Raw genomic sequence first — 15,663 nt, 5'->3', positions numbered from 1 at the left:
CTTCACGCTCAAGCTTTCTGCTGCTGCGAATGCCATTGAGGTAAGCATAAAGATAGAGTTTGAGAAATAAAGAATCACTAAAAGATGACCGACCTTCTTTCTTTTTATCCGAGGAAGTTAAAGAGCGAACGCCTAGTTGCTGAAGATCTAACTTATCTATAAAAGCATCTATAAATCGGTCATCATTATCGGTAGCAATAGTAGCTTCTAAACTAGAGAATGTAAGTTGGTGTCTATCTAAACCATTGATTATAGGCATAAAACCGTGAATTATGAATACCTAATGAATTTATGAAATATTAACTATATTTGAAAGGAGTTTGTGTACTTTTTTCACAGACTGACGTTAGCGGCTATTATATCTCAATGCCACCCATCCCTCAACAACAAAACGAACGAGGGTAAAATTTGCCCTTATGTTTTGAACGAGAGTAAATTTTTAGTATTTTTACCCTTGTATTAAAAACGAGAGTAAAATTTACCCTTGAACAAAATGGGCAAATTCAATAGAGAAATACCGTATAACGACCTGCCATTGCTACCGCCAAAGGCAGATATAGAAACAAAAGAAATACTTCGTAAAACGATTTCTGCAGGTAGAGCATTGGCTCAACTGAACGGAACTTTGTTGAATTTACCAAATCCAACTTTGTTTTTAGACACAATTTATTTGCAGGAAGCAAAAGCAAGTTCAGAAGTTGAAAATATCATCACTACAAATGATGAACTTTACAAATCATTGGTTGCTGATAAAAAAGTGGAAAATTCAGCTACCAAAGAAGTGTTGAGTTACAAAGAAGCACTTTGGTTAGGCTTAGAACAGTTAAAGAAAAAACCGTTTATCACAACAAATCTTTGTATTAGTATTGTTCAATGTATTAAGCAAAACACCGCTTCCATTCGGGTTACACCCGGAACAACATTAAGCAACACAAAAGGTGAAGTAATTTATACACCACCAAGCGGAGAGCCAATAATTCGTGAGAAGTTGGCAAACTTGGAAAAGTTTATTAACGAAGATGAAAGTATTGACCCACTTATCAAAATGGCGTTAATGCACTATCAATTTGAAGCAATCCACCCTTTTGCTGACGGTAACGGAAGAACAGGACGGATTTTATTATTGCTATACCTCAAACTTTCGGGATTACTTGACACACCAGCCATATATTTAAGCGAATACATCATCAAAAACAAAGCAGATTATTACAAGAGTTTGCGTAGCGTAACCGAAAACAATGATTGGGAAAGTTACATTTTGTATATGTTGGATATGATTGAAGAAACTTCAAACAAAGGTTTGGAACGCTTGAACAAAATCACAACAACAATGGACAAGACGGCAAACGAAATCAAAATAAAATTGCCCAAAATTTATTCAAAAGATTTGGTTGAAATTTTGTTTCGTTTGCCTTATACCAAACGCCAACACTTGATTAACGAAAACATCGGAAACCCGAAAACAGTAGGAAGTTATTTACAGACATTGGAAGAAAACGGATTTTTGAAATCGGTAAAAGTTGGGAAAGAGAAATTGTATCTGAATCAGCGACTACTGAAAATATTGGAAGAAAAGAACAGCCGCTAATAATAATTAAGCCTTCGTCTTGCCCGGAGGGCATGAGATGAAGGCCCGTTGAACGGAACATCGGGAGCTTATCATGTATTATGGCGTTTTCGAAGTGTAGCTTTAAGATATACCGGCAGTAATTTTAGCATTACTGCTTTTTTTGTGTTTAAACTTGTGCTGTTTTGTTGTTTTTGCACTGTTTTTCGATGCAACAAAGCACAAATACAGCGAAAACTACCGGAGGTTTAGTTCAACATCGCATTGACAAAATGGCGGGTTAAGTGCAAACTTCAGCTTTTGTGCTTTTTTCCCGCCGAATGTTTTTCAAATTTAACTTTTTCTTTAATTTAGCCAACGACTAGGGCTTTAGTTTTGACCAACTCTATCTTAAAAATGAGGAAAATTAATTTTTACTTTTTATGTATTCTTTTAATCGGCTTATGTTCTTGTCAGAATAAAACTGAAAATAAATTATTAGAGGTAAGAAACTCAACAAAATTTGATGAAAAAGAATTACAAGTTGGTTTTGACAAAAATGTAAAAAGAGAATTTACCAAAGATGGAATTGAATTTGGTATAATTACCTTAGAAGATTCTACAAAAATAAAATACTGGTTTCAAACTCATCACATAAGCCAAGATATTGGAGGAACTCTTTTTGAATTACCAAACGGAAAATTGGAGTTTATAAAAGGTTTTTTTTGTTGTGAAGTTCAACTTCCTAACAAAGGAAAGTTTAAAAATGCAGAAGAGTTCATAACAGAAATGAAAAAAAAAGACGGAATTCAACCATAAATAAAAAACCGAACGCATAACATCGGTAACCGTTGCACAACTCGACATTTCAGATAAAAATTAAACTATCTGACCTTGTTAAACCGTTTTAAGCGAATTTTTTTTTGACATAAATTCAGAAAAACAAAAATAGCATAGTTGTAATCATCGTTTTTTAAGTCGTAAAAGTGTGTTTTCTGACAACATTCAAATAATCAAAATTCTCGCTCAAACGCAATCAAAATTGGAAATACATCAATCTAAAAGATTGAACAAAGCAAATAGGGAAAATCTATCGTAAAAGAATATTGGTTTACGTAAACGGAAACTTATATTTCAAAAACAAAATAACCTATGAAAAAACCTTTATATTACACAACTTTGAGGCTACTAAAGATCAACAACAATTTTAGGTTAATCGTATTAAAATAAAACGGTAATCTTAAAACATAAGCTTCAGATAAATAGGTAATTAATTATAATCTGCAATCAACGACATTAAATATTTTTTAGGCGTGGTTCCAAATTTCTTTTTAAACGCCGCAATGAAATGACTGGCGGTGCTGTAACCAATTTTACTTCCCACTTCATTTACGTTGTACGTACCGCTGTCTAACAATTTTCGGGCATATTCCATTTTATAATCAAACAAAAAACCGTAAACCGTGTCTCCATATACTTGTTTAAAACCTTGTTTCAGTTTTTTAATGTTAATTCCTACCTCATCTGCCAATTCCAGCAACGTAGGCGGTTCTGCCATATTTTTCAGCAGGATATCCTTAGCCTGCTTAATTTTTATGGTGTCTTCTTCATCGGCTTTAAACGGACAGCTTTCGTCGTTTGTTCCTTCAGGCTTATTAAATAAAAGACTCAACAATTCATACACTTTCGCTTTGTAGTACAATTTTTTAACAGACGAATGCAGGTTAAAATTCATAATTTGATATAAAACAACAGACATAGACGGTGTGATATTGCCTTGTTCATAATGTTTCCGGTCGATTGCATCTTTATTTAAAAAAGGAAAAAATTCGGCTTCGGTAGAAAACAAACTATGAAATTTTTTAATAGAAATGATAATTGAAACAATCCACGAATTTGGTTGTAATTCTAAATGAATAGGCAAGCTGCGTTGCGGATTGTATAAGGTTAAACAACTTTCTTCATTTACCGGAATATTGTACGTGCCGTTGTTAAACTGAAAGTTCCCCATACCTTTTAAAACAAAATGAAATTGTATGATATTGCTACCAGTTTCTTTTGTAACTGATTGAATTTCATTAGATTCATTCTTTAATCGCAAGCAAATAAAATCGTCTTCTAAAATCACATCTTCATGAGTTCCCATAGCGTTATTTTATAAAATGATAGATAAATTATATCGGCTGTAATCTATTTAGAATTATTCTAAATTTTACCCCCTCCGTTAATCAAAAACATAGCAAATATAAGGTTTTATAACAAATATCCCTTAAAAATACCGCAAAAAAACTTTAGAGGTATATTTAGTCCTTACAGCGTTATTTTAATCAAACAATTGAAACTAAATTTGTACTGCTTTATTATACGAAGTAAAGAATGAAGAACTACAACAATACAAAAGCATCGCATTTTTATGTGGTTGGTTTAAATTACAAAAAAGCCGATGCCGAAATGAGAGGTAAATTTAGTTTAACTGACGAAGCAAAATCTAATTTGTTAGAAGATGCTTTGTTAGAAGGTATTCCTTCGATAATGGCTATTTCTACCTGTAACAGAACCGAGCTTTATGGTTTTGCCGAACATCCTTTCCAGTTAATTTCTTTATTGTGCAAACACAGTAACGGAACCGTTGATGATTTTCAGCGTGTTGCTTACGTACACAAAAACAATGAAGCTGTGGCACATTTGTTTAAAGTGGGTACAGGGATGGACAGTCAGATTTTAGGTGATTTCGAAATCATCAGTCAGGTTAAAAACGGCTTTATTACTGCACGCCAAAAAGGTTTAACCAACAATTATTTTGAACGTTTGGTAAATTCGGTTATTCAGGCAAGTAAGCGTATTAAAAATGAAACCGAAATAAGTACAGGTGCCACATCGGTATCGTTCGCATCAGTCCATTACATTTTAAACAATGTTGAAAACATTAACGAAAAAAACATCCTGCTTTTTGGAACCGGAAAAATTGGCCGGAATACTTGTGAAAATTTAGTAAAACACACTAAGAACAACCAAATCACTTTAATAAACCGCACCAAAGACAAAGCACAGAAAATAGCCGGAAAATTCAATCTCATCGTTAAAGATTATGCCGATTTACAAGCCGAAATTCAAAATACAGATGTGCTGATTGTAGCTACAGGTGCGCAAAATCCTACCATTGATAAAGAATTACTAAACCTTAAAAAACCATTGCTGATTTTAGATTTATCAATCCCAAAAAACGTAAACGCCAACGTGTTGGAACTACCTCAGGTACAACTGGTTCATTTAGACACCCTTTCGCAAATGACCGATGACACCTTAGAAAAACGCAAACAATACGTACCGCAGGCACTAACGATTATCGAAGAAATTAAAGCGGAATTCATTACCTGGACACAAGCAAGAAAATTTGCACCGACGATCAATGCGTTAAAAGCCAAATTAGAGGAAATCAAACAAAACGAGCTGAATTACCAAAAAAAGAAAATAGAAAACTTTGATCAGGATCAGGCTGAAATCATCACAAACCGTATCATTCAAAAGATAACTACTCACTTTGCCAATCATTTAAAAAACGAAGAAACCGAAGTAGATGAAAGTATTGAATTGATAGAAAAAGTTTTCCAGTTAGCAACCTTACAAAATGAGTAAAACAATAAAAATAGGCACGCGCGACAGTGAATTAGCGTTATGGCAAGCCAATACCGTATCGAAAAAACTAAACGATTTAGGTTATAAAACAGAAATTGTTCCGGTAAAATCTGATGGTGATATTATTTTAGACAAACCTTTATACGAATTAGGAATTACCGGTATTTTTACTAAAACCCTCGATGTCGCAATGATTTCGGGTAAAGTAGATATTGCCGTTCATTCTATGAAAGATGTTCCTACGGCGTTGCCACAAGGAATTGTGCAGGCAGCCGTTTTACAACGTGCCAATGTTTTGGATCTTTTAGTTCATAAGGGCGATACCGATTTTTTAAATTCCAACGGAACCATTGCAACAGGTTCATTACGCAGAAAAGCCCAATGGCTCAACAAATATCCCACACACAAAGTGGAAGATTTACGTGGAAATGTAAATACCCGTATGCAAAAATTAAAAGACAATAATTGGAACGGAGCTATTTTTGCCGCAGCAGGACTGGAGCGTATCAATTTAAAGCCTTCCGAATTTATCAATTTAGACTGGATGATTCCTGCGCCGGCACAAGGAGCTATGTTGGTGGTTGCGATGGAAAATGACAATTTTGTATTAGATGCCGTTGCACAGTTAAATGATATCGAATCTGAAATCACTACTTATATCGAACGACAGTTTTTAAGAACACTCGAAGGCGGTTGTACGGCACCCATTGGAGCCATTGCAAAATACAACGAGCACGATGATACCTTACACTTTAAAGGAATTTTACTTTCGTTAGATGGAAAGCAAAAGTTTGAAATCGAAAAAACTGTTCCGATTAACGAATGGAAAAAATTAGGCTTCTATGCCGCTAAAGAAATTTTGGAAAATGGTGGCGAAGCTTTGATGAAAGAATTGAAAGAACAATTAAAGAAGTAGTCTTTTTTGTTTGTCATTGCGAACTTGTTTCTGAATCTTATAAATTTATTTGAATAGATGATGAATGAGAAGCTGAAATAAATTCAGCTTGACAAAAAAACGTGAATAAAATGGAAAACAAAATCAGCATAGTATCAACAAAAAAATTACAGAGTAATCAAAAGGATTTTATTTTGAATGCCGGTTTTTCTGTGGTTGAAGCAGATTTTATCAAAATTTCATTACTTCCTTTTCAATTAAAAAAACTTCCTGATTTGTTGTTGTTTACTTCTCAAAATGCGGTGGAAAGTGTATTAAACAACGAAAAAGCAGCAATTTTGAAAACCATTCCAGCTATTTGTGTAGGAATAAAAACCAAACAACTTTTAGAGAAAAATGGATTTCGTGTTTTGGCAATGGAAGAATATGCCCAAGATTTAGCACCGATTATTCAACAAAAATTTTCTAAAAAACATATTGCTTTTTTTGCCGGAAATCTGCGTAGAAACACGTTGCCCGAAGCAATGCAGGAAAAAGACATTTCTTTTGATGAATATTTAGTATATCAAAACGATGAATCATCAGTAACAATTGAAGCAAAAACAGATGGAATTCTGTTTTTCAGTCCGTCGGGCGTTAAAAGTTATTTAAAAAACAATACGATTACCCATCAAATATGTTTTTGTATTGGCACAACAACTGCAGATGCACTGAAAGGGATTACACAAAACATTGTGATTGCCAATCAGCAAACGGTTGAAGATTTAATTAAATTAATTTGTTTAACGTTTAAAGTTCAAGGCTCAAAGTTTTCCGAGAACAACCTTAAACTTTAAACTTAAAACCTTAAACTAAAAAATGTTAAAAAACGATTTATTTCTAAGAGCTTTAAAAGGAGAAACGATAGAGCGTCCGCCGGTTTGGATGATGCGTCAGGCAGGAAGATACTTACCTGAATTTCGTGCATTGCGCGACAAATACGATTTCTTTACACGTTGCAGAATGCCCGAAATTGCTGCCGAAATCACAGTACAACCTATCAGAATTGTAAAACCCGATGCAGCGATTTTGTTTTCTGATATTTTAGTGGTTCCTCAAGCGATGAATATCGAAGTAGAAATGAAAGAAAATGTTGGTCCTTGGTTGCCAAATCCTATCCGCTCAGCAGCTGATGTAGAAGAAGTTATTGTTCCAAACATCGAAGAAACATTGGGTTATGTGATGGATGCCGTTAAAGTAACCAAAGAAATGCTGAACGATGAAGTTCCGTTGATTGGTTTTGCCGGTTCTCCATGGACAATTTTCTGCTATGCCGTAGAAGGAAAAGGTTCGAAAAGTTTTGACAAAGCCAAAGGATTCTGTTTTTCACAACCCGAAGCAGCACACGCCTTGTTGCAAAAAATTACCGATACCACCATTTTATATTTAAAAGAAAAAGTAAAAGCGGGTGTCAATGCCGTTCAGATTTTTGATTCGTGGGGCGGAATGCTTTCTCCGGTAGATTATCAGGAATTTTCCTGGAAATACATCAATCAAATTGTAGAAGCATTGGCAGATGAAACCGAAGTTATCGTCTTTGGAAAAGGCTGTTGGTTTGCCTTGGGCGATATGGCTCGTTCCAAAGCATCGGCATTGGGTGTTGATTGGACGTGTTCGGCTCGTAACGCTCGTTATCTTTCAGGTGGAAACATTACCTTACAAGGAAATTTTGACCCGTCGAGATTGCTTTCGCCGATTCCTACCATTAAAAAAATGGTTCACGAAATGATTGATGAATTTGGAAAAGACAAATATATCGTAAATTTAGGGCACGGAATTTTACCAAACATTCCGGTTGACCACGCCAAAGCGTTTGTAGAGGCTGTGAAGGAGTATAATCCTGCAAGGTTTTAAAACCTTGTAGGTATGAATAAAAACACCTACAAGGTCTTGAATACCTTACAGGAAAGAAATTAAAACCAAAATGAAATTAGAAATATTAGAAAAAGGATATTGTTATCATATTTACAATCGTGGAATTAATGGTTGTGATATCTTTTCTAATAATGATAATAAAAGATATTTCTTAAGTCGATTAAAACATTATTTAATCCCACATATTTCGGTGTTTGCTTATTGTTTAATGGATAACCATTTTCATTTAGTAATCCGAATTGAAAACGATACAGAACTAATACAAAAGGTTTCTAATTTTTTTAATGCTTATGCAAAAGCGTTTAATAAACAGCAAAACCGAACAGGTAGTTTGTTTGAAAAACACTTTAAAAGAGTTCGATTAGAAAGTGAAGTATATTTGCGAAACTTGATTGTTTATGTGCATTTGAATCCAACGCATCATTTAAATCAGGATTTTACAAAATTTCATTTTTCTTCTTATGCAACCTTTTTATCAAATAAACCGACAGCATTAGCAAGAAATGAAGTGATAGAATTGTTCGGTGGTTTCGATAATTTTGTATGTTGTCATTCAGCAAGACAGGAATTTTTAAACGAAACTTATACATTCGAATAACGTTCCTGCAAGGTTTTAAAAACCTTATTAAAAAAAAGAAAATAATAAACACCTACAAGGTCTTGGAGACCTTGCAGGAGAAAACAAAAAATATGCTCACAAGTAAAAAAGACGAAATACAACAACGCTTAAATTCCATTCTGCAAAAACTTTCGGGAATTACGTTTGTACCCGAAAACTGGAAAGAAGACGTTTTTTGGACAACTTTAGAAGAAACCGGTTTATCCAAAAGCGATGTTCTGGAAAAGGAAGAAAATTTGCTTTTTACGCAATTGATAGATTTGCAATTTCCATGGGAACACATGGAAAAACTGGCGGATATTTTGGTCGGTTTAGATGCAAAACAGCCTAATCAATTGTTAAAAGAACGTGCCAAACATTTGTATGAATTTATTCAGAAAGAAAGTAAAATGTTCTCTTTTGAGATTATGAATAAGATTGGGAAGTTGTAATGATAAAAGCTCAGAATAAATATAACTACCCCATATTATTAGTCAATTTATTATGGCTGATATTCGTTATTTTTTTTGTTATATTCAGAAAACCAAACAACCTGTGCGGAGAAGTTTTTGTAGATATAGCTTTGATTATTTCGGCTCTTTTATTAGCACCTGTTTGTTTAATCATTGTTGCAATTACAAACAAAATAACAAAACATAGATACAATGCCGATTTTGAGTTTATTGCAATTCCGTATATAATACTTGGATTTTTATTTGGAGCTTTTTTATTGTATATATCTTTAACTTAATTCAAAATCTAACACAACAAATGAAAGATAAATTCTAAATAAGATTGGGAAGTTGTGACAAAAAGGGTTTTATATATATTATTTGTTTTATCAGGACTTATTCCTGCAACATATCTATTGTTTTTAACGCTACTTTATGGTGGAGTTATCTTATTAGAAATGAATAAGATTGATTTGACAGATTTATTAATACTTCTCTGTTTTGCATTTGGAATTTGCGGTTATTTAGGATTACTCTCTTTATTAAGAGGATTACAAGAGAAATATTATAAAACAAACTTAATCTTACTTGGATTAGGTATTATCGGTTTCTTCATATTTATGACTTTTATAGGACAAGCACCTGCAAGAGAATGGATTTTTAATATTGAAGAAATAGATGAGTGGCTTGTGTTTATGTTACCTAATATCGTTAGTCTTACTTTTATAGCTTTGATTTTGACAAGAATAACTATGAATAAGATTGAGAGGTTTTAAGAATTTCCTGCAAGGTCTTACAGACCTTGTAGGTATGAAAACAAGAGAGATGATTAAAGTAAAAAATAAATACAATTATCCAGTGCTTATCATCCATTTTTTATGGTTGGTATTTATCCTGGGATTCACTTTTTTTAAAGCCTCTGTTCCAGATAATTCAGGAGCAGGATATGTTTCTTTAGTTTTATTAATATTTGCTTTATTGTTTGCTCCTTTATGTTTAATCATTCTATCGATGATAAATAAAGTTTATAAAATAAGATACAGCACAGATTTTGAATTCGTGACTGTTCCTTATGTTTTGTTTGGAATTGTTTTTATAGGATATTTATTATTGTTAACTTAGTTTTTTACGCAGTAAAATCCTGTAAAGTCATACACCTAGACAATCATCGGGACTTTGTAGGTATAAAAAATGAAATAAAACAGACCTACAAGGCTTAAAAAACTTGATGGTTTGTTCTCCTGCAAGGTCTCAAAGACCTTGTAGATGTGAAAAGAAAAAAGCAGACCTACAAGGTTAAAAAAAACCTTGCAGGAAGTTAAAATATGAAAGTTGATTCTCCTGCAAGGTCATACACGCAGACAATCATCGAGACTCGTAGGTATAAAATAAGAAATATGAAATTGGAAGTTTTAGAAGAAGGTTACTATTATCATATTTACAATAAAGGAATTAATGGTACGAATATTTTTGAAAATATAGAAAATAAGTTATTTTTCTTAAAGCAATTTGATAAATATCTTACTAACAAGGTTTCATTATTGGCTTATTGTTTAATGGACAATCATTTCCATTTTTTAATTCAATTAAATACGAACGGAAAAGATGTTACACAAGGTTTTTCAAACTTTTTAAACTCTTATGTTAAAGCTTTTAATAAACAAAACAATAGAACAGGAAGTTTATTTGAAAAACATTTCAAAAGAATAAAATTAGACAATGAAGATTATTTAAGAAATTTAATTATTTACATACATTTAAACCCAACACATCATCTTAACGTTGACTATAAAAATTATACGTTTTCTTCCTACCAAGCTTTCATTTCCAATAAGCCAACAAAATTAGATAGAGAAAACGTTTTAGAATTATTTTTTGATAAAGAGAACTTTGATTTTTGTCATAAGACAAAAAGTAGTTTATTAGAAGACAAGTATTTACTTGAATAGCAACAGACCTACAAGGTTTAAAAAACTTTACAGGAAGTTAAAAACTTGAAGATTTGTTCTCCTGCAAGGTCTCGCAGACCTTGTAGGTATAAAAAACAAAATAAAACAGACCTACAAGATTTAAAAAACTTTACAGGAAGTTTAAAAACTTGAAGATTTGTTCTCCTGCAAGGTTTAAAAAAACCTTGCAGGAACAGAAAAAAACATCAAACAATGAAAGAAAAATTTTATAAATACATACAACAGTTACAAGACACTATAACTTCTAAATTAGAAGAAGTTGACGGCACAGCAAAATTCCGTGAAGATATATGGGAACGTCCCGGTGGCGGTGGCGGACGCACACGCGTAATTGAAAACGGAGCAGTTTTTGAAAAAGGCGGTGTAAATATTTCCGCGGTTCACGGAGCATTACCCGAAACGATGCAAAAAGCTTTTAATGTAGGTGATGTCGATTTTTTCGCTTGCGGATTAAGTTTGGTTATCCACCCGAAAAACCCAATGGTGCCAACGGTTCACGCAAATTGGCGGTATTTTGAAATGTATGATAAAAAAGGTAACAAGGTCAATTCGTGGTTTGGTGGCGGACAAGATTTAACACCGTATTATTTGTTTGAAGAAGACGCCAAACATTTTCATCAGGTTTGCAAAACTGCTTGCGATAAGCACCATCCCGAGTTTTACCCGAAATACAAAAAAGTATGTGATGAGTATTTCTGGAATGCACACCGCAACGAAGCCCGCGGAATCGGCGGTTTATTTTTTGACCATTTAACAGCATCAGAGGAACAACCGATGGAAAGCTGGTACAATTTTGTAACTGAAGTCGGAAACAGCTTTTTAGATTCTTATGTTCCGATTGTTGAAAAGCGTAAAGATTTACCTTATACCGATGCCAACAGAACCTGGCAGGAAATTCGTAGAGGGCGTTATGTGGAGTTTAATTTGGTACACGACAAAGGCACGATTTTCGGCTTAAAAACCAACGGACGTATTGAATCTATTTTAATGAGTTTGCCGCCAAATGTTCAGTGGGTATATGATTATCAACCGGAAGTTGGAAGTGAGGAGGAGAAATTAGTTAAGGTGTTGAAGAAACCGAGAAATTGGCTGTAAAAATTCAGCGATCAGGAATCAGTGGACAGAAATCAGGAATCAGTGGACAGAAATCAGCTATCAATAGTCAGATTACTGACAACTGACAGCTATAAAGATAGAATATTATGAGAGATTATAAGAAATTACAGGTTTGGGAAAAATCTCATCAATTGACTTTAGAAATATACAAAGAGTTGAATAGTTTTCCAAGAGAAGAGCTTTCTGATTTAGAAAATATTTTAAGTTTACATCAAATTAAAAACTTATAAAACTATGAAATACAACTTATTAGCTATTTTTTTACTCAACTTAACTTTTAGTTATGCTCAAATCTCACAAAGTGATTTTAAAAGAATCGTTATGAGTTATAAAGACAGCGTTACAAATCCAAAATACGGTATAAATTGTCTTTATCAAAACGGCAAAGGCGAAGTTTTTTATCAAGGAATTGGTTATGCAGACGAAAACACACTTGTAAACAGACAAAATATTTTTAGCATTGGTAGTTTGAGTAAAACTTTTACAGCCGTAATGATTTTACAAGATGTTGAAGATGGCAGAATTTCTTTGAATGATTCTTTGGTTAAAAGATTTCCTGAAAATTATGTCGATTATCCTAAAGAATTACCCAAATCAATAACCGTTAAAGAATTGCTTAGTCACACAAGTGGTATATCGCCGAGTTATAAAGACACTTTAGACACAAATGAATATTTGAATCCCTATCATCTTACAAATTATGAATTTGGATTTAATAGAATACCTTACGATGAGCAATTAAAAGGTAAACATTCTTATTCTAACACCAATTATATGTTGTTGGGTTATATTTTAGAAACAGTTAATAGAAAACCATTTTACCATCTATTACAAAAAAGAATTTTTGATAAATTAGGTATGGAAAACGCTTATGGGTTCTATTCTCCAAATTTACCAAATGTTGCCCAAGGTTTTTATAATAATAAAGAACTTTCACCATATATTTTTAACCGATACTATGACAAAATAATTGCCTCAGGTGGATTAAGTATGAATATAGACGATTTAAATAAATTCCTTAATGCTTTGTATCTTTCGGAAGAATTACTTACAGAAGACACAAAAAACGCAATGTTTAATTTTGACAATTCTTACTATGGATTAGGAATTATGAGAACAACATACATCTTAAGAAATCAAGAGCAAAGATTATTTGTAGGACATAATGGTTCAACATTTACTTCACAAACACTCGTATATTATGATCCGAAAACCAAAGAATCTTTTATATTATTATCAAACACTTATAATGACAAAATAATAGGTAAAATTTTTTCTGATTTAATAAACTTGGATGTAAACAAAAAACTGACAGCTGACAACTAAAATAAAAAACTATGTTCCCATTACACAGAAGCAGAAGATTAAGACAAAACGAATCGATTAGAAGTTTGGTTCGTGAAACCAATTTAAGTCCGGCAGATTTTATGTTCCCGATGTTTATCGTTGAGGGCGAAAATCAAGAAATTGAAATTCCGTCAATGCCCGGAATTTTTCGTCGTTCGATAGATTTAACCGTGAAAGAAGTGCAAGAATTGTATGATTTAGGTATTCGAGCGGTAAATATTTACGTAAAAGTAAGCGACGATTTAAAAGACAATACCGGCAAAGAAGCGTGGAATCCCGATGGATTGATGCAACGTGCTATTCGTGCGATTAAAACCGCTTGTCCCGAAATAATTGTGATGCCCGATGTGGCGTTAGACCCTTATTCAATGTACGGACACGACGGCATCATCAAAAATGGTGCTGTTGAAAACGATTCCACCGTAGATGCTTTAGTAAAAATGGCGGTTTCGCACGCCCAAGCCGGAGCTGATTTTGTTGCACCAAGCGATATGATGGACGGACGTATTTTACGTATGCGTGAAGGGTTAGATTCCGCAGGATTTCACAATGTGGGCATTATGAGTTATTCCGCCAAATATGCTTCTGCTTTTTACGGACCTTTCCGTGATGCGTTGGATTCTGCACCAAAAGAAACGGGCGAAGTTGTTCCAAAAGATAAGAAAACCTATCAAATGGATTATGCCAACCGCATCGAAGCCATTAAAGAAGCGGTTTGGGACGCCGAAGAAGGTGCCGATATGGTGATGGTAAAACCCGGAACGGCCTATTTGGACATTGTCCGTGAAGTGAAAGATGCTGTAAATGTGCCTGTGGCTGTATATCACGTTTCAGGCGAATATGCAATGATTAAAGCAGCTGCCGAAAAAGGCTGGCTCGACCACGACAAAATTATGATGGAACAGCTAATGTGCATTAAACGTGCGGGAGCAAGTTTGATTTCAACTTATTTTGCGAAAGAAGCGGCGATACTTTTAAATAATCTTGATTAAAAATTGAACCTAAAATATCATAAACTATCTGAACAATCCAGGTAGTTTTTTTATTTTTGTTGACTATGAAAAATGATACACGACCTTTAGGTCTATTTGATTCGGGAATCGGTGGAACAACTATTTGGCACGCTATTCATAAACTATTGCCTTATGAAAATACGATTTTTTTGGGGGATAGTATTAATGCTCCGTACGGGCAAAGATCAAAAGAAGAAATCATTGAGTTATCAAAGAAGAATACGGAATTGCTTTTACAACAAAATGCCAAAATCATTATTGTTGCTTGTAATACCGCAACTACCAATGCTGTTTCAGAATTGCGGAACACCTACAATATTCCCATTATAGGAATTGAGCCCGCTATTAAACCGGCGGCATTACATACTAAAACGGGTAAAGTTGGCGTTCTGGCAACACAAGGTACCTTAAAAAGTAAGAAATATACCGAAGCACAAACACTTTATCCTAATGTTGAATTTATCAATCAAATTGGTTATGGTATTGTGCAACTAATTGAAAACGGTGATTTATATTCCGCTGAATTAGAAGGTCTTTTAAAATCATATCTTACCCCAATGATTGAACAAAATATCGACCATTTGGTGTTGGGTTGTACACACTACCCTTACCTGTTACCGGTTTTAAAGAAATTTCTGCCTTCTACCCTTAAAGTAATAGATTCCAGCGAAGCTGTTGCCAAACGCACCTTGAAAATTTTAGACGAAAACAATTTGCTTAAAACCGATAAGCTGCCGGGTTACTCAAAATTTTATACCAATAAAGATGTTGGGATTTTACAGAGTTTTATCAACGGTTCCGGTATTGCCGAAAAATTAGATTTTTGACATCTATAGTTATTTCTTTGTCAGTTTAATTTCTAAAGTACCATCTCCATTTACCTTATCAAAGGTGATTATAGAAGTTTCGACATCGAAAACACTTAATTTCAGTGCTTCTTTCTTTGTAACTTCTTTACCTTCTATCAATACCCTCTTTATTTTAGGATTATTGATGCTGTTTTTAAAATCCTGTTCCAATTTATTAATAAAATCAGAATCTATATTCTCATTATTTTTCTTTTCTTCGAGCTCTTTTAAAGCTTGTTGTTTTTTGGCTTCGGCTTCTAATCGAGATTTTTCTTCTGCTTCTTTCTTAGCTTGAGCTTCTGCTTCTAAACGAGCCTTTTCTTCTGCA

General features: G+C 33.6%; 18 protein-coding genes and 1 pseudogene. 16 read left to right on the top strand and 3 right to left on the bottom strand.

The annotated features are described in order from the left end of the window. Positions 1-259 (bottom strand): annotated as a pseudogene (locus tag BLW20_RS13155) (IS1182 family transposase); the annotation flags it as partial. A gap of 234 nt (positions 260-493) precedes the next feature. Between BLW20_RS13155 and BLW20_RS13150 the strand changes: the two are divergent. After that, positions 494-1,588, top strand: coding sequence for a Fic family protein (locus tag BLW20_RS13150; protein WP_091102141.1), 1,095 nt, complete (start codon positions 494-496; stop codon positions 1,586-1,588). A gap of 375 nt (positions 1,589-1,963) precedes the next feature. Continuing rightward, positions 1,964-2,365: a hypothetical protein gene (locus tag BLW20_RS13145; protein WP_091102138.1), complete on the top strand. Its 402-nt coding sequence runs from the start codon at positions 1,964-1,966 to the stop codon at positions 2,363-2,365. 451 nt (positions 2,366-2,816) lie between these two features. On the opposite strand, the gene BLW20_RS13140 is transcribed toward BLW20_RS13145, so the two are convergent. Next, the gene (locus BLW20_RS13140) at positions 2,817-3,692 is read right to left on the bottom strand and encodes a helix-turn-helix transcriptional regulator (RefSeq protein WP_091102134.1); all 876 of its coding nucleotides are present in this window, start codon (positions 3,690-3,692) and stop codon (positions 2,817-2,819) included. Positions 3,693-3,922: 230 nt separating this feature from the next. Here BLW20_RS13140 and hemA point away from each other — a divergent pair, with 230 nt between their 5' ends. The 14 genes from hemA to murI all read left to right on the top strand — a co-directional run bounded on the left by hemA (position 3,923) and on the right by murI (position 15,314). Next, positions 3,923-5,182: a glutamyl-tRNA reductase gene (gene hemA, locus BLW20_RS13135; RefSeq protein ID WP_091102130.1), complete on the top strand. Its 1,260-nt coding sequence runs from the start codon at positions 3,923-3,925 to the stop codon at positions 5,180-5,182. Beyond that, positions 5,175-6,098 (top strand): hydroxymethylbilane synthase, encoded by a 924-nt coding sequence (hemC, locus tag BLW20_RS13130; protein ID WP_091102127.1) that lies wholly within the window; start codon positions 5,175-5,177, stop codon positions 6,096-6,098. The genes hemA and hemC overlap by 8 nt, the downstream gene beginning before the upstream one ends. A gap of 110 nt (positions 6,099-6,208) precedes the next feature. After that, complete coding sequence (locus BLW20_RS13125) at positions 6,209-6,913, top strand: uroporphyrinogen-III synthase (RefSeq protein ID WP_091102123.1); 705 nt, start codon at positions 6,209-6,211, stop codon at positions 6,911-6,913. A 22-nt stretch (positions 6,914-6,935) separates the two neighbouring features. Further along, complete coding sequence (hemE, locus tag BLW20_RS13120) at positions 6,936-7,970, top strand: uroporphyrinogen decarboxylase (protein WP_091102119.1); 1,035 nt, start codon at positions 6,936-6,938, stop codon at positions 7,968-7,970. Positions 7,971-8,040: 70 nt separating this feature from the next. After that, positions 8,041-8,589 carry a transposase gene (locus BLW20_RS13115; RefSeq protein WP_091102115.1) on the top strand — a complete coding sequence of 183 codons (549 nt, stop codon included), beginning with the start codon at positions 8,041-8,043 and terminating at the stop codon, positions 8,587-8,589. A gap of 92 nt (positions 8,590-8,681) precedes the next feature. Next, positions 8,682-9,041 carry a hypothetical protein gene (locus BLW20_RS13110; RefSeq protein WP_091102113.1) on the top strand — a complete coding sequence of 120 codons (360 nt, stop codon included), beginning with the start codon at positions 8,682-8,684 and terminating at the stop codon, positions 9,039-9,041. A gap of 353 nt (positions 9,042-9,394) precedes the next feature. After that, positions 9,395-9,817, top strand: coding sequence for a hypothetical protein (locus BLW20_RS13100; protein ID WP_143037809.1), 423 nt, complete (start codon positions 9,395-9,397; stop codon positions 9,815-9,817). 34 nt (positions 9,818-9,851) lie between these two features. Further along, the gene (locus BLW20_RS13095; protein WP_143037808.1) at positions 9,852-10,163 is read left to right on the top strand and encodes a hypothetical protein; all 312 of its coding nucleotides are present in this window, start codon (positions 9,852-9,854) and stop codon (positions 10,161-10,163) included. Positions 10,164-10,438: 275 nt separating this feature from the next. Next, the gene (locus tag BLW20_RS13090; protein ID WP_091102099.1) at positions 10,439-10,990 is read left to right on the top strand and encodes a transposase; all 552 of its coding nucleotides are present in this window, start codon (positions 10,439-10,441) and stop codon (positions 10,988-10,990) included. A gap of 213 nt (positions 10,991-11,203) precedes the next feature. Further along, on the top strand, positions 11,204-12,106 hold the full coding sequence (hemF, locus tag BLW20_RS13085) for an oxygen-dependent coproporphyrinogen oxidase (RefSeq protein WP_091102095.1): 903 nt from the start codon (positions 11,204-11,206) through the stop codon (positions 12,104-12,106). Positions 12,107-12,213: 107 nt separating this feature from the next. Then, positions 12,214-12,357, top strand: coding sequence for a four helix bundle protein (locus BLW20_RS13080; protein ID WP_091102091.1), 144 nt, complete (start codon positions 12,214-12,216; stop codon positions 12,355-12,357). Positions 12,358-12,361: 4 nt separating this feature from the next. After that, entirely contained in the window at positions 12,362-13,453 is a 1,092-nt protein-coding gene (locus tag BLW20_RS13075) for a serine hydrolase domain-containing protein (RefSeq protein ID WP_091102086.1), read from the top strand. A gap of 11 nt (positions 13,454-13,464) precedes the next feature. Continuing rightward, complete coding sequence (gene hemB, locus BLW20_RS13070) at positions 13,465-14,466, top strand: porphobilinogen synthase (RefSeq protein WP_091102083.1); 1,002 nt, start codon at positions 13,465-13,467, stop codon at positions 14,464-14,466. Positions 14,467-14,531: 65 nt separating this feature from the next. After that, on the top strand, positions 14,532-15,314 hold the full coding sequence (gene murI, locus BLW20_RS13065) for a glutamate racemase (protein WP_091102080.1): 783 nt from the start codon (positions 14,532-14,534) through the stop codon (positions 15,312-15,314). A gap of 9 nt (positions 15,315-15,323) precedes the next feature. On the opposite strand, the gene BLW20_RS13060 is transcribed toward murI, so the two are convergent. Next, positions 15,324-15,663: hypothetical protein (locus BLW20_RS13060; RefSeq protein WP_218143525.1), on the bottom strand; the 340-nt coding region annotated here is incomplete at its 5' end.

The sequence above is a fragment of the Paenimyroides marinum genome, assembly GCF_900108395.1.
Lineage (GTDB): Bacteria > Bacteroidota > Bacteroidia > Flavobacteriales > Flavobacteriaceae > Flavobacterium > Flavobacterium marinum.
The sequence above is the reverse complement of the archived record's forward strand: the minus strand, read 5'-3'. Positions and strand labels throughout refer to the sequence as shown.

Coding starts and splice junctions, on each gene's coding strand:
- BLW20_RS13150 (WP_091102141.1), top strand. CDS start 494: ATGGGCAAATTCAATAGAGAAATACCGTATAACGACCTGCCATTGCTA.
- BLW20_RS13145 (WP_091102138.1), top strand. CDS start 1,964: ATGAGGAAAATTAATTTTTACTTTTTATGTATTCTTTTAATCGGCTTA.
- BLW20_RS13140 (WP_091102134.1), bottom strand. CDS start 3,692: ATGGGAACTCATGAAGATGTGATTTTAGAAGACGATTTTATTTGCTTG.
- hemA (WP_091102130.1), top strand. CDS start 3,923: ATGAAGAACTACAACAATACAAAAGCATCGCATTTTTATGTGGTTGGT.
- hemC (WP_091102127.1), top strand. CDS start 5,175: ATGAGTAAAACAATAAAAATAGGCACGCGCGACAGTGAATTAGCGTTA.
- BLW20_RS13125 (WP_091102123.1), top strand. CDS start 6,209: ATGGAAAACAAAATCAGCATAGTATCAACAAAAAAATTACAGAGTAAT.
- hemE (WP_091102119.1), top strand. CDS start 6,936: ATGTTAAAAAACGATTTATTTCTAAGAGCTTTAAAAGGAGAAACGATA.
- BLW20_RS13115 (WP_091102115.1), top strand. CDS start 8,041: ATGAAATTAGAAATATTAGAAAAAGGATATTGTTATCATATTTACAAT.
- BLW20_RS13110 (WP_091102113.1), top strand. CDS start 8,682: ATGCTCACAAGTAAAAAAGACGAAATACAACAACGCTTAAATTCCATT.
- BLW20_RS13095 (WP_143037808.1), top strand. CDS start 9,852: ATGAAAACAAGAGAGATGATTAAAGTAAAAAATAAATACAATTATCCA.
- BLW20_RS13090 (WP_091102099.1), top strand. CDS start 10,439: ATGAAATTGGAAGTTTTAGAAGAAGGTTACTATTATCATATTTACAAT.
- hemF (WP_091102095.1), top strand. CDS start 11,204: ATGAAAGAAAAATTTTATAAATACATACAACAGTTACAAGACACTATA.
- BLW20_RS13080 (WP_091102091.1), top strand. CDS start 12,214: ATGAGAGATTATAAGAAATTACAGGTTTGGGAAAAATCTCATCAATTG.
- BLW20_RS13075 (WP_091102086.1), top strand. CDS start 12,362: ATGAAATACAACTTATTAGCTATTTTTTTACTCAACTTAACTTTTAGT.
- hemB (WP_091102083.1), top strand. CDS start 13,465: ATGTTCCCATTACACAGAAGCAGAAGATTAAGACAAAACGAATCGATT.
- murI (WP_091102080.1), top strand. CDS start 14,532: ATGAAAAATGATACACGACCTTTAGGTCTATTTGATTCGGGAATCGGT.